This window comes from Nocardioides sp. NPDC127514, assembly GCF_040302125.1.
GTDB lineage: Bacteria > Actinomycetota > Actinomycetes > Propionibacteriales > Nocardioidaceae > Nocardioides.
The window spans coordinates 1-12,140 of record NZ_JBEORF010000042.1; the positions used below are offsets into that span (position 1 = coordinate 1).

General features: G+C 70.4%; 13 protein-coding genes. 6 read left to right on the forward strand and 7 right to left on the reverse strand.

Annotation, left to right across the window (positions count from 1 at the left end):
- Positions 1-113 precede the first annotated feature (113 nt).
- The 6 genes from ABTX24_RS26895 to dapE all read right to left on the reverse strand — a co-directional run bounded on the left by ABTX24_RS26895 (position 114) and on the right by dapE (position 5,871).
- Entirely contained in the window at positions 114-1,652 is a 1,539-nt protein-coding gene (locus ABTX24_RS26895) for a leucyl aminopeptidase family protein (RefSeq protein ID WP_350844023.1), read from the reverse strand.
- On the reverse strand, positions 1,653-1,826 hold the full coding sequence (locus ABTX24_RS26900; protein WP_008358749.1) for a DUF3117 domain-containing protein: 174 nt from the start codon (positions 1,824-1,826) through the stop codon (positions 1,653-1,655).
- 146 nt (positions 1,827-1,972) lie between these two features.
- Positions 1,973-3,712: a DUF1097 domain-containing protein gene (locus ABTX24_RS26905; protein WP_350844025.1), complete on the reverse strand. Its 1,740-nt coding sequence runs from the start codon at positions 3,710-3,712 to the stop codon at positions 1,973-1,975.
- 15 nt (positions 3,713-3,727) lie between these two features.
- Positions 3,728-4,066 (reverse strand): DivIVA domain-containing protein, encoded by a 339-nt coding sequence (locus tag ABTX24_RS26910; RefSeq protein ID WP_160024763.1) that lies wholly within the window; start codon positions 4,064-4,066, stop codon positions 3,728-3,730.
- 3 nt (positions 4,067-4,069) lie between these two features.
- On the reverse strand, positions 4,070-4,789 hold the full coding sequence (locus tag ABTX24_RS26915) for an LOG family protein (protein WP_160024764.1): 720 nt from the start codon (positions 4,787-4,789) through the stop codon (positions 4,070-4,072).
- Positions 4,786-5,871, reverse strand: coding sequence for a succinyl-diaminopimelate desuccinylase (dapE, locus tag ABTX24_RS26920; RefSeq protein WP_350844028.1), 1,086 nt, complete (start codon positions 5,869-5,871; stop codon positions 4,786-4,788). Before dapE ends, ABTX24_RS26915 begins: the two co-directional genes overlap by 4 nt.
- 137 nt (positions 5,872-6,008) lie before the next feature.
- Here dapE and metX point away from each other — a divergent pair, with 137 nt between their 5' ends.
- From metX to ABTX24_RS26950, 6 genes are all read left to right on the forward strand, one after another.
- Positions 6,009-7,082: a homoserine O-acetyltransferase MetX gene (gene metX / locus ABTX24_RS26925; protein WP_350844030.1), complete on the forward strand. Its 1,074-nt coding sequence runs from the start codon at positions 6,009-6,011 to the stop codon at positions 7,080-7,082.
- A complete protein-coding gene (locus ABTX24_RS26930; RefSeq protein ID WP_350844032.1) occupies positions 7,079-8,401 on the forward strand; it encodes an O-acetylhomoserine aminocarboxypropyltransferase/cysteine synthase family protein in 1,323 nt (440 codons plus the stop codon). The genes metX and ABTX24_RS26930 overlap by 4 nt, the downstream gene beginning before the upstream one ends.
- Positions 8,401-8,895, forward strand: coding sequence for a CoA-binding protein (locus tag ABTX24_RS26935; protein WP_350844034.1), 495 nt, complete (start codon positions 8,401-8,403; stop codon positions 8,893-8,895). The genes ABTX24_RS26930 and ABTX24_RS26935 overlap by 1 nt, the downstream gene beginning before the upstream one ends.
- Before the next feature lie 72 nt (positions 8,896-8,967).
- Entirely contained in the window at positions 8,968-9,489 is a 522-nt protein-coding gene (locus tag ABTX24_RS26940) for an OsmC family protein (RefSeq protein WP_350844036.1), read from the forward strand.
- Between the two features lie 55 nt (positions 9,490-9,544).
- Positions 9,545-10,099: an OsmC family protein gene (locus tag ABTX24_RS26945; protein WP_160024770.1), complete on the forward strand. Its 555-nt coding sequence runs from the start codon at positions 9,545-9,547 to the stop codon at positions 10,097-10,099.
- A gap of 2 nt (positions 10,100-10,101) precedes the next feature.
- Positions 10,102-11,340, forward strand: a complete 1,239-nt coding sequence (locus tag ABTX24_RS26950) for an NAD(P)-binding domain-containing protein (protein ID WP_350844038.1) — start codon at positions 10,102-10,104, stop codon at positions 11,338-11,340.
- On the opposite strand, the gene ABTX24_RS26955 is transcribed toward ABTX24_RS26950, so the two are convergent.
- Positions 11,337-12,107, reverse strand: coding sequence for a TetR/AcrR family transcriptional regulator (locus ABTX24_RS26955; RefSeq protein ID WP_350844040.1), 771 nt, complete (start codon positions 12,105-12,107; stop codon positions 11,337-11,339). The genes ABTX24_RS26950 and ABTX24_RS26955 overlap by 4 nt on opposite strands.
- Between the last annotated feature and the right edge of the window lie 33 nt (positions 12,108-12,140).

Consider the following 12,140-nt stretch of genomic DNA (forward strand, 5'->3'; position numbering starts at 1 on the left):
GGCGAAAGCTCATCCGACCACAGCACCGAGGCGTCCTCGATCGGCATCCGCTCGACGTCCACACACAGCTGGGCTCGCAGGTCGTACTCGGCGCCGGCGCGGGTGACGTCTCGTCAGGAACCTACGCCGGAGAGCGGGTCCGAGCTCGCCAGCCAGCTGAGGAGGACCCGGGCGCCGAATCCGGTGGGGCCGGGTGTGAGCTCGTGAACGTCGGCGTACGCATCGCCGCAGGCGACGTCGATGTGGGCCCACGGGATGCCACCGGTGAAGTGGTGCAGGAAGAGCGCGGCAGTGATGGCGCCGGGCCCGCCGGGTGCGTTGTCGGCGTCGGCGACCTTCGAGGAGAGCTTGTCCTCGTAGTCGGCGACCAGAGGCATCCGCCACAGCGTCTCACCGGAGACCTCGGACGCCTCGGCCAGCAGCGTGGCCAGCGCGTCGTCGTCGGCGAAGTAGCCGGCCATCGTCTGCCCGAGCGCCACCCGCATCGCACCGGTGAGGGTGGCGATGTCGACCAGGGCGGCCGGCTTGAGCTTGTCCACGGCGTACGCCATCGCGTCGGCCAGCACGAGGCGGCCCTCCGCGTCGGTGTTGGTGACCTCGGAGGTGCGGCCGCCGTAGTGGGTGACCACGTCGCCGGGGCGCAGAGCCGAGCCCGAGATGGCGTTCTCGGCGGCGGCGATGAGGCCGACCACCTTGACCGGGCAGCCGATCTCGGCCAGCGCCGACATCACCGCGAGCACCACCGCACCGCCGGTCATGTCGCGCTTCATGTTGAGCATGCCGTCGCCGGGCTTGATGTTGAGCCCGCCGGTGTCGAAGGTGATGCCCTTGCCGACCAGCACCACCGTCGGCACCGTCTTCAACGAGTTCAGCCGCCCCGTCTTGCGGGGCGTGTAGTCGAGCCGGATCAGCCTCGGCGGGGTAGCCGAGCCCTGGCCGACCGCGACGATGCCTCCGAAGCCCTCGGCCGCGAGCTGGTCCTCGTCCCAGACGGTGACCTTCAGGCCGGTCTCGGCCGCCAGTGTCGTGGCCTGCTCCGCGAGCCAGGCCGGGTTCTTCAAGTTGCTCGGGACCGAGGAGAAGAACCGCGCGCGCCAGCTGGCGCGCGCGATCGCCTGGGCCCGGTCCAACGCTGCCGCCTGGTCGTCGCCGAGGTCGGCCAGAGTGATCGTCTCCACCGGTTTCCACGGCGCCCCCTCGGAGCGCCAGTGGAAGAGGAAGGACCCCAGCGTCGCACCGGCCACGAACGGCTCCAGCCCGACCTCCGGGTCGGCCGCCGGGATGGTCGTGACCACCTCGGACCGATCCCGCACGGCGCGAGCCAGCGCGGCTCCCGCCCGCCGGAAGTCGTCGCGACGTTGCGCGCCGACACCGATCAGGAGGATCTGTCGCAGGGTGCCGGAGCCGGTGACGGCGTACGTCGTCACCTCACCGGCACTGCCGGTGGCACCTTCGAACTCGAGATGACCCAGGAGGTCGTGTTGGTCGCCGAGGTCGACGGCGCCGGGGCCGATGACCAACTCGTCCTCGCCCGGGATGACCGGGAGCGCGATGATCTCGGCGTCCAGGCTCTCCGGGCCGAGCGGATTGAGCGTGAAGGTGGGCGGCCCGACCTGCGACGGCAGGGCCGGTGACGGCAGCGTTGTGGTCATCTACGCGTTCAGCCCAAGGCCTTTGATCTCTTCGCCGAGCGCGGCGGCCTCTTCGGCGTTCAGTTCGACGACCAACCGGCCACCACCTTCGAGCGGGACGCGCATCACGATGCCCCGACCTTCCTTGGTGACCTCCAGCGGACCGTCTCCCGTCCGCGGCTTCATCGCCGCCATGCGGCACCTTCTTCCGTGTCTCGCGTGTCGGCGCTCACCTGCCGGATGGCCTCGGAGCGCGCATTGCACGTCCATTATCCCTCATCAGGTCAGCAGACCTGACGGCAAGGTGCGAGTTTCGGCGGGTTGACCTGCCTTCGAACCTGTCAGATGACCGAGGTTCCGTAGGCCCAGGTCAGCCAGATCGCGAGGATCACCAGCGTGAGGTGCACCACGATGGCCGCTCCGGAGGACTCGTGGAAGGCTCCGTCCGGGTCCCGACGGTCGCCTCCAACGGGCCGGTCGTAGGCGTCGTCGTAGCGCTCGTCGTAGCGATCGTCATAGCCACGGTCGTAGGCCTCGTCGTAGTCGTAGCCCTGTGCGTACGCCTGGTCGTAGCCCTGGTCGTAGCCCTGCTCGTAGCCCGCGTAGGCCGGCTCGTCGTAGCCCTGGTCCCGCTGCCGTCGACGCGGCTGCGCCTCGGGCGCGGGCGGGGTCGGGGCAGGGGGCTCGGACCGGTCGCGGCCCCGGTCACGGTCCCGGGTTCCGTAGGACTCGAAGGAGTAGGGGTCGTACGTCTCGGTCCGCTGCCCCGGCTGGCGGCCGGCGGGCCGGCTCGGCGCGGGCGGCGGCGCAGGCGCGGGTGCGGGCTGGGGCGACGGTTGGGGCGCGGGCCGGGGTGCGGGGCGCGGTGCGCGCGGCGGGCTCGGCTGCTGCTGGCCCGGGTAGTCGGAGTAGCTGCTGTCGCGCCGGTAGCGACGATCGGCGAACTCGTCGTGGCTGTCGTTGCGGCGGTCGTCGTAGCGATCGTCGTAGCCGCGCGAGCGGCGCTGCGGCGGCTCCTGACGGCGACCCCACGGGTCCTGGCCGCTCCGGCCCGGCTCGCCCTGGCTCGGCTGGGGCTGCTCGGGCGCCGGCCGCTGAGGAGCCGGACGCTGAGGGGCGGGACGCTGAGGCGCCGGGCGCTCGCGCATCGGCTGCTCCGGGGCTCGCCGCTCCTGCGCCGGTCGCGCGGGAGCAGGGCGGTCCTGCCGCGGCCGGGCAGGACCCGCCGGGGCCGGCGGCTGGGGCACGGGCTGGTGACGTACGGGCTGCTGCTGCGGCTGGGGCGCCGGCGGCTGGGGTGCGGCTGCCCGCCGAGGAGGCCGCTGCGGAGACGGCTGGGGCTGCGGTGCCGGCTGCGGTGCGGGCTGTGGAGCGGGCGGGGGCGGTGTCTGCCGCCCGGCCACGCGGCGACCGATCTGCCCGTCCCGCGTCGGAGCGGGGGCCGGAGCCGGAGCAGGCGCCGGAGCGGGGGCCGGAGCAGGCGGCGGCGCAGGCGAGGGGTCGCGCTCGATCGGCGCCATCACCGCGGTCTCGTCGACACCCGAGGCTGCTCGCCGGGGCTCGGGCCGGCGTTCGACCGGACGTCCCTGCTGGGCGACCGGCTGAGGAACGGGCTGCTGGACCGGTCGGCGCGGGTCCGCGTAGCCCGCCCGGCCGTCAGGCTCGGCGTAGTCGTCGTAACCGGGCTCGGCATAGCCGGCCTCGTCGTAGCCGTAGCCGTCCTCTGCGTACTCCTCGGCGTAGTCGTCGTAGTCGTCGTCATAGCCGTAGTCGTCGTGGCCGGAGGCTGCGGCGCGCTGCTCCTTGAGCCGGCGGGCGAGCAGGTAGAGGCCCGCGATCGCGGCGAGCCAGATCCCGAAGAGCCCGATCACCCCCGGGATGTCGCCGCCGAGGAAGAACGACGACGGCGAGGCGAGGAAGAGGACCCAGACCAGGAGGCCGGCTGCACCGGCGTACAGGTGGATCTTGGACGGCAGCCCCGCCTCCTGCGACTGCAGGAGATGTGGCTTCAGATAGGTGAGCGCGACGATCACCGCGACCAGGGCGGTCACGGCGTAGACGAGTACGGCAGCGAAGCTCACGGCAGCGATTCTGTCCTAGACGTCGGGCGAGCCCGAATCGGGCTCGGGCGTATGTGGTCTGAGTCCCCCGACTCCGACCTCGGCACCGGCATCCCCGGCCGCGGTCGACTCACGCCATTCTGCCTCCTCGGCAAGGCGGGCGATCAGAGCGTCCACCTCGTCCATCCGGTAGCCGCGGAAGGCCACCGAGAAACGTACGTGACGCAGGTCTGCCGCCTCCAGGACGCGGTCGCGGGGCACCAGAGCGTCGGGCTGGTCGCCGTACTCCTCCCCCATCGGCGCGCCTGTCCCGGCGGCTACGAGGGCGACTCCTCCGAGAGCCAGCACGATGAGTGCCGCGAAGATCCAACCCATGCGTCAGTCACGCGCCTTCAACATCAGCTCGACCGCCTCGTCCACGTCGTCGGTGAGGGTGATCATGTCCAGGTCGCTCTGCTTGATCCGGCCGTCGGCCAGCATCGTCTCGCGCATCCAGTCGAGCAGCCCCTCCCAGTGCTTCACGCCCATGAGCACGACCGGGAACTGGGTGATCTTCTTGGTCTGGGAGAGCGTCATCGCCTCGAAGAGCTCGTCCATGGTGCCGAGACCGCCGGGCATGACGACGTAGCCCTGGGAGTACTTCACGAACATCATCTTCCGCACGAAGAAGTAGCGGAAGTTGAGCCCGAAGCTGACGTAGTCGTTGAGCCTGGCCTCGAAGGGCAGCTCGATGCCGAGGCCGATCGACTCCCCACCGGCCTCGAGGGCGCCCTTGTTGGCCGCCTCCATCGTGCCCGGACCGCCGCCGGTGATCACCACGAAGCCCGCTTCCGCCAGACCTCGGCCGACAGCCTCGGCCTGCGCATAGGTCGGGTGGTCCTTCGGCGTGCGCGCCGACCCGAAGACCGAGACCGCCGGGCCGACCTCGGAGAGGTCGTTGAACCCCTCGACGAACTCGGCCTGGATCTTCATGACCCGCCACGGATCGGTGTGGACCCAGTCGCCGTGGCCGGAGCTGTCCAGCAGTCGCTGGTCGGTGGTGCTGCCGGCGGGGCGCCCCTTGGTGGGGCGCGGGCCGGAGCCGCTGCGTCGGGTCATGCGGTCAACCAATCACGAAGGGCCTGCTCGCACGCGGTGATCTCGGAGATCCGCACGTGCTCGTCGGCTTTGTGGGCGAACATCGGGTCACCTGGACCATAGTTGACCGCCGGTATGCCGAGAACCGTGAACCGCGCCACATCGGTCCAGCCGAACTTGGGTCCGACCTCACCACCGACCGCCTCGATGAACGCGTTGGCCGCCGGGCGGTCGAGACCGGGCAGCGCGCCCGGGGCCGAGTCGGTCAGGGTGACGTCGTAGCCCTCGAAGAACTCGGTCACGAACGCCAGCGCCTCCTCCTCGCTCCGGTCCGGCGCGAAGCGGTAGTTGACCGTCACCACGCACTCGTCGGGGATCACGTTGCCCGCCACTCCCCCGGCGACGAAGACCGCGTTGAGGCCCTCGTGATACTCGAGCCCGTCGATGACCGGCTTGCGCGGGACGTACGACTCCAGGCGGCGGAGCACCTCGCCGGCCTTGTGGATCGCGTTGACGCCGCGCCAGGAACGGGCACTGTGGGAGCGCTCGCCGGTGGTGCGTACCTCCACCCGCAGCGTGCCCTGGCAGCCGGCCTCGACGCCGGCGTTGGAGGGCTCCATCAGGATCGCGAAGTCTCCGGCGAGCAGGTCGGGCTCGCTGGCCGCGAGCTTGCCGAGACCGTTGTGGACGGCCTCGATCTCCTCCGCGTCGTAGAAGACGTACGTCACGTCGCGGTTGGGCGTCCGGAGGGTCGCGGCGAGCTTGAGGATGACCGCGTCGCCCGACTTCATGTCGCACGCGCCGAGGCCGTGCAGGATGCCGGCGGCCTCGTCGAGGCGGCTCGGGAAGTTGCCGTTGACCGGCACCGTGTCGAGGTGGCCGGCGATGACCACGCGCTCGGGGAGGCCGAGGTCGGTGCGCGCCACGATCGAGTTGCCCCGCCGCTCGACGACGAGGTGGTCGTACGCAGCCAGCGCCCGCTCCACGGCGTCGGCCAACTCGAGCTCGTTGAGGCTCACCGAGTTGATGTCCATCAGCTGCCGGGTCAGCGTCACCACGTCGGTCGTCAGGTCGATCTCGGGAGTGTCAGGACTGGTTGTCACAGGCGCTAGTCAACCAGCCGTCCATGAGAGATCACGCGGGGGACCTGACTGCCTGGATGCCGGACATCCATCCGCGGGCTCGACACGCACGCTACATTCTGTAGTTAACGACTCGACTTAATGGAGAGAGGGTGTCGATGACCACCGTGCGGCACGCCCGCCTCTTCGACGAGGCCGACCCGCTACACCTGTCCGGCGGCGACACACTGGGACCCGTCGACGTCGCCTACGCCACCTACGGCGAGCTGGCACCGGCCCGCGACAACGTCGTCTTCATCGCCCATGCGCTCACCGGCGACGCCGAGGTCACGGAGTGGTGGCCGACGATGGTGGGCCCCGGGAGACCGGTCGACACGGACCGGTTCTTCGTGGTCTGCGCCAACCTCCTCGGCGGCTGCCGGGGCACCACCGGCCCGTCCTCGACCGATCCCGCCACCGGCCGTGCCTGGGGGCTCGACTTCCCACTGATCTCGGTCGCCGACCTGGTCACCGTCCACCGCCGGCTGCTGGCCCACCTCGGCATCGAGAAGCTCCACGCCGCCGTCGGCGGATCGCTCGGCGGCATGCAGGTACTCCAATGGGCCGCCGACGCCCCCGGCCAGATCGAACGGGCGGTCCTGGTCGCCGCCTCAGCCCGGTTGAGCGCTCAGAACATCGCGCTCTCGAACGTCGCCCGGCAGGCGATCCTGCGCGACCCCGACTTCCGCGGCGGACGCTACCCGGACCACGGCGTGATCCCCGCCGACGGCCTCTCGGTGGCGAGGATGCTGGGCCATGTCACGTACGTCTCCGAGCCCGGGCTGGAGGAGAAGTTCGGCCGGTCGCGGCGCAGCGCCACCCCGGGATTCGGCATCGACTTCGAGGTGGAGAGCTATCTCGACCACCAGGCGAGCTCGTTCGTCGACCGCTTCGACGCGCTCTCCTACCTCTATCTCTCCCGCCTCCTCGACTACTTCGACCCGTTCGCCTCGGCGGGTTTCGCCGAGCGGATCCGCGACACCCGGTTCCAGGTCATCTCCTTCGACTCCGACTGGCGCTTCCCCACGTCCCACTCGGTCCTGATCGAGAAGGAGCTGCGCTGCGCCGGCGTCGACGTCGAGCGCCACGAGATCGCCTCGACCTGGGGTCACGACTCGTTCCTGCTCGACCCGCCCGGCTATCTCGACCTCGTCCGGAGCTTCCTCACCGATCGAACTGGAGTTGGTTCATGAGTGACCACGCGTACGGCTTCAACACCCGTGCGATCCACGCCGGCAACATCCCCGACGGCGTCAGCGGCGCCCGGGCGCTGCCGATCTACCAGACGGCGTCGTTCGTCTTCGACGACACCGCCGACGCCGCGGCGCGCTTCGCGCTGCAGAAGTACGGCAACATCTACACCCGCGTCGGCAACCCGACCGTGGCCGCGTTCGAGGAGCGGCTCGCCTCCCTGGAAGGGGGCATCGGGGCGGTCGCGACCGCCTCAGGCCTCTCGGCCGAGTTCGTCACCTTCGCCTCCCTCGCCGGCGCCGGCGACCACATCGTCGCCTCCGCCCAGCTCTACGGCGGCTCGGTCACCCAGCTCGACGTCACCCTGCGCCGCTTCGGCGTCTCCACGACCTTCGTCTCCTCGACCGATCCGGAGGCGTACGCCGCGGCGATCCGCCCCGAGACCAAGCTCGTCTTCGCCGAGACCGTCGCCAACCCGTCCGGCGACATCGCCGACCTGGAGGGGCTGGCCGACGTCGCGCACGCGCACGGGGTGCCGTTCGTCGTCGACTCGACGATCCCGACGCCGTACCTGTCTCGGCCGATCCAGTGGGGCGCCGACATCGTGGTGCACTCGGCCACCAAGTTCCTCGGCGGACACGGGACCACGCTCGGCGGAGTCGTCGTCGAGTCCGGCCGGTTCGAGTATTCGCCGGAGCGGTTCCCGCTCTTCCACGAGCCGGTCGAGCACTACGGCGGGCTGTCGTGGTGGGGCAACTTCGGCGAGTACGCCTTCCTCACCCGACTCCGCGCCGAGCACCTCCGCAACGTCGGCGCGACACTGAGCCCGCAGTCCGCCTGGCAGCTCGCCCTCGGCGTCGAGACCCTGGCGCTGCGGGTCCAGCGGCATGTGGAGAACGCACGGGTCGTCGCCGAGTGGCTCGATGCCGACGACCGGGTCGAGAACGTACGCTGGGCCGGCCTGCCCTCGCACCCGCACCATGCGCGGGCGCAGAAGTATCTACCCAAAGGTCCCGGCAGCGTCTTCTCCTTCGACGTCCGGGGCGGTCGCGCCGCCGGCGAGCGGTTCATCGAGTCGGTCGAGCTCGCCAGCCATCTGGCCAACATCGGCGATGCCAAGACCCTGGTGATCCACCCCGCCTCGACGACCCACCGCCAGCTCAGCGAGTCGCGGCTGGCCGAGGCCGGCGTCGCCCCCGGGCTGGTGCGGATCAGCGTCGGAATCGAGGACGCCGACGACATCATCTACGACCTCGACCAGGCGCTGACCGCCGCCGTACCAACGGTTTCGGGCTTCGCTTCGACCACGAAGGAGATCTGATGGCCATCCCACAGATTCCGCACGAGCCGAGCGCACGCGAGCGGCAGGGTCTGCTGCAGGCCACGAGGTCGATCGCGATCGTCGGCTTCTCCTCCAACACCGCGCGGTCGAGCTACTACGTCGCCACCTACCTCACCCAGGACACCGACTATCGGCTCTACTTCATCAACCCGAACGCCGCGGGTCGTGAGGTGCTCGGCCAGCCGGTCTACTCGAGCCTGGCGGATCTCCCGGAGACTCCCGATATCGTCGACGTCTTCCGGCGCGCGAGCGACCTGCCCGCGGTCGTCGACGAGGTGGTCGCGCTGGGCTCGCCGGTCGTGTGGTTCCAGCTCGGGCTGACCAACGACGAGGCCGCGGAGTCGGCGCGCGCGGCGGGGTTGACCGTCGTCCAGAACCGCTGCCTCAAGATCGAGCACGCCCGCTTCCACGGCGGCCTGCACCTGGCCGGGTTCGACACCGGGTTGATCACCTCACGCCGGACCGCGCGGTGAGATCCCTTCGTTAGTCGAGTTAGTTAGTCTAATATCTCGACTAAGCCGTTCCCTCGACTCCGGAGTGTTCCCATGAGCATCGATTCAACGACACAGCTCAACGACGTCGACCTCGCCGCCGTCGGCAACCTCGTCCAGGCGATCCAGGACGATCCCGCCAAGGCGCGCACCACCTGGGCCGCACACGTGACCTGGAAGGGCGCCTTCGCGTCCGAAACGAAGATCCGATCCTTCGAGCCCACGCAGTCCGACGAGCCCTCAGGTCTGGGCGGCGGCGACACCGCCGCCAATCCCGTCGAGCAGCTTCTCGGCGCCCTGGGCAACTGCCTCGCCGTCGGCTACGCCGCGAACGCCTCGGTGGCCGGGATCGAGCTCGACGACCTGCGCATCGACCTCAAGGGCGACGTCGACCTCACGGTCTTCCTCGGCCTCGCAGAGGGCCACGCCGGCTTCGACACGATCGATGCCGTGGTCACCATCGCGTCCGAGGCATCCCGCGAGGAGCTCGAGTCGCTCCACGCCAAGGTGCTCGCCAGCTCGCCCGTCGGCCACACGCTCCGCAGCGCGGTCCCGGTCAACGTCTCGCTGGCCTGACTCGCCTCCACCGCCCATCCACGCCCATCCACACCCATCGAAACGAGGAACCAACATGACAGAGACCACCGTCGACAACGGCGTCAACGTCGCCGCACTGCTCGGCGCACGCGCCGCCCTCCAGGAGACCCCGGAGGCGGCCAAGTTCACCTGGCGCGCCACCAACACGTGGATCAAGGGCACCCACTCCAAGAGCAAGGTCGAGGGCTTCTTCGGCCTCGGCGAGGAGCAGGAGTCCGAGCGGTCGTTCGAGTCCGACGGCGACCACCCGCCCCAGTTCGCCGCCGACAACCAGGGCCCCACGCCGGTCGAGACAGTCCTGGTCGCGCTCGGTGGCTGCCTGACGGCCGGCGTCGCCGCCGTCGCCCAGCAGCGGGGCATCCAGCTCAATTCCGTCACCGCGACCATCGAGGGCGACCACGACATCCGTGGCATCCTCGGCGCCGATGCGGACGTACGCAACGGCTTCACCGGCGTCCGCGTGAACTACTCGATCGACGCCGACGCCTCCCCCGAGGACGTCGAGGCGCTGGTCGCGCAGTCGCAGAAGCGCTCGGCCGTCTTCGACATCCTCACCAACCCGACCGCGGTCAGCGTCTCGGTCTCGTGAGGATGAGTGCCTCGTCTCGCCGCACCACCGTCGCGGTGATCGGGGCGGGGCACAGCGGCCTCGCAGTGAGCCACCGACTCAGCGCCGAGGGGATCGACCATGTCGTCCTCGAGCGCGGGCAGGTCGCTCACTCGTGGCGCACCCAGCGCTGGGACTCGCTCCGCCTGCTGACCCCGGGCTGGATGAACCGACTTCCCGGGCTCGCCGACCCGCTGCTCGGCCCCGCCGAGGCCGACGAGTTCCTCACCGCCGCCCAGGTCGCCTCGCTGGTCACCGGCTATGCCGACGTGATCGCGGCGCCGGTGCACGAGAACGTCGAGGTCAACCGCCTCTCCCCCAGCCGGAGCGGCTTTCTGGTCGAGACCTCCGCGGGTCCGTGGTCGGTGGAGCAGGTCGTGCTCGCCACAGGCTCCGTACGCGGCGTCGTGCCCGCCCCCGCCGCCGAGCTCCCACCGGGACTGCCCTCGGTACACGCCATCGACTACCGGCGCCCCTCGCAGCTCCCGCCCGGCGGCGTGCTGGTGGTCGGGGCGGCAGCCAGCGGCGTACAGATCGCGGCGGAGCTGCAGGCATCGGGTCGCCAGGTCACCCTCGCGGTCGGCGAGCACGTTCGGGTGCCGCGCCGCTACCGTGGGCGCGACATCTTCGCCTGGATCGAGGAGGCCGGCATCCTCGACGAGCGCTGGGACGAGCTCGATGACATCACTCGCGCTCGACGGCTCTCCTCCTTCCAGCTCGTCGGCGGCACCACCACGCTCGACCTCAACACACTGCAGGACGCCGGCGTACGCGTTGTCGGCAAGCTGGCCGCGCTGCGCGACGGCGAGGCGCTCTTCTCGGGCTCGCTGACCAACATGGCGGCTCTGGCCGATCTCAAGGCCAACCGACTGCTCAACGGCATCGACCATGCCTTCGGCGGCTCCGGCGAGCGGCTCGAGCCGACCCGCGTGCCCGAACCGCTGCTGTCGCTATCGCTGACCTCAGGCGAGATCGGCTCCGTCGTCTGGGCGACCGGCATCAAGCCCGACCACCGCTTCCTCGACGCTGACGTCTTCGACCACAAGGGCGCGATCCGCCACGACGGCGGCGTCACAGACATGCCCGGCCTCTACGTCACCGGGCTCCCGGTGCTGCGGCGCCGGCGCTCGACCTACATCGACGGCGCTCGCGACGACTCCGCCGACCTGGTGGCCCACCTGTCGCAGCGGCTCGCCGACCCTGCCCGCCGCAGCGTCGGCTAACGGCCGACGTGCGCGAGCACCCCGTCGATGATCCGGGCCAGCCCGTAGTCGAGCTCGCGGGCGGGGTCGCTGGCCGCCTGATAGGCCTCGCCGGCGGCGGTGCCGACGCGGTTGGCCAGCGGATAGTGGCTGCCCGCCATGACCTCGTTCAGCGTGTCGTAGTTGGCCTCCCACCACTCTGCCTCGGTCATCCCGGTGACCTGCTCGGCGCGGCGTTTCATGAGCTCGCTGCGGGCGATGTTGCCCGCGAAGCCGACCAGCACGGCGACCGTCTGGTCCATCTCCAGGTCCGAGAGCCCGAGACCGTCGACGGCCCGTAGCTGCCACTCGTAGCGTTCGCTCATGTTGGGACCCAGCCAGGGGCGTACGTCCTGCACCTCGAGTAGCCACGGATGGGCCCGGAGCTCGTCGTGCGTGTGGTTGGCGACCAGCTCGAGGCGCTTGCGCGGATCCTCGGGTAGCTCCGGCAGCTCGGCGCGGCCGGTCACCTGGTCGGCCATGAGGACCAGCAGCGCGTCCCGGTTGGGCACGTAGGAGTAGAGCGTCATCGCCCCCAGACCGAAGCGCTGGGCGATCGCACGCATGGTGACAGCGGCCAGACCCTCGGCGTCGGCGAGGTCGATCGCGGCGTCGACGATCTCGTCGACGCTCACCTTCTGCTTCGGGCCGCGCTTGGTCTTCGGCTCCTCGCGCGCACCCGCCCGATGGCGCCACAGCAGGCGCAGGGAGGGGTCCGACTGGTCTGGCTGGTCCGGCACGTCGCTCATCGTAACCTCCTCCGAAATAATTTCGTACATCGT

Coding starts and splice junctions, on each gene's coding strand:
- ABTX24_RS26915 (WP_160024764.1), bottom strand. CDS start 4,789: ATGACCCGACGCAGCGGCTCCGGCCCGCGCCCCACCAAGGGGCGCCCC.
- ABTX24_RS26900 (WP_008358749.1), bottom strand. CDS start 1,826: ATGGCGGCGATGAAGCCGCGGACGGGAGACGGTCCGCTGGAGGTCACC.
- ABTX24_RS26935 (WP_350844034.1), top strand. CDS start 8,401: ATGGCCATCCCACAGATTCCGCACGAGCCGAGCGCACGCGAGCGGCAG.
- ABTX24_RS26955 (WP_350844040.1), bottom strand. CDS start 12,107: ATGAGCGACGTGCCGGACCAGCCAGACCAGTCGGACCCCTCCCTGCGC.
- ABTX24_RS26950 (WP_350844038.1), top strand. CDS start 10,102: ATGAGTGCCTCGTCTCGCCGCACCACCGTCGCGGTGATCGGGGCGGGG.
- ABTX24_RS26910 (WP_160024763.1), bottom strand. CDS start 4,066: ATGGGTTGGATCTTCGCGGCACTCATCGTGCTGGCTCTCGGAGGAGTC.
- ABTX24_RS26930 (WP_350844032.1), top strand. CDS start 7,079: ATGAGTGACCACGCGTACGGCTTCAACACCCGTGCGATCCACGCCGGC.
- ABTX24_RS26940 (WP_350844036.1), top strand. CDS start 8,968: ATGAGCATCGATTCAACGACACAGCTCAACGACGTCGACCTCGCCGCC.
- metX (WP_350844030.1), top strand. CDS start 6,009: ATGACCACCGTGCGGCACGCCCGCCTCTTCGACGAGGCCGACCCGCTA.
- ABTX24_RS26895 (WP_350844023.1), bottom strand. CDS start 1,652: ATGACCACAACGCTGCCGTCACCGGCCCTGCCGTCGCAGGTCGGGCCG.
- ABTX24_RS26945 (WP_160024770.1), top strand. CDS start 9,545: ATGACAGAGACCACCGTCGACAACGGCGTCAACGTCGCCGCACTGCTC.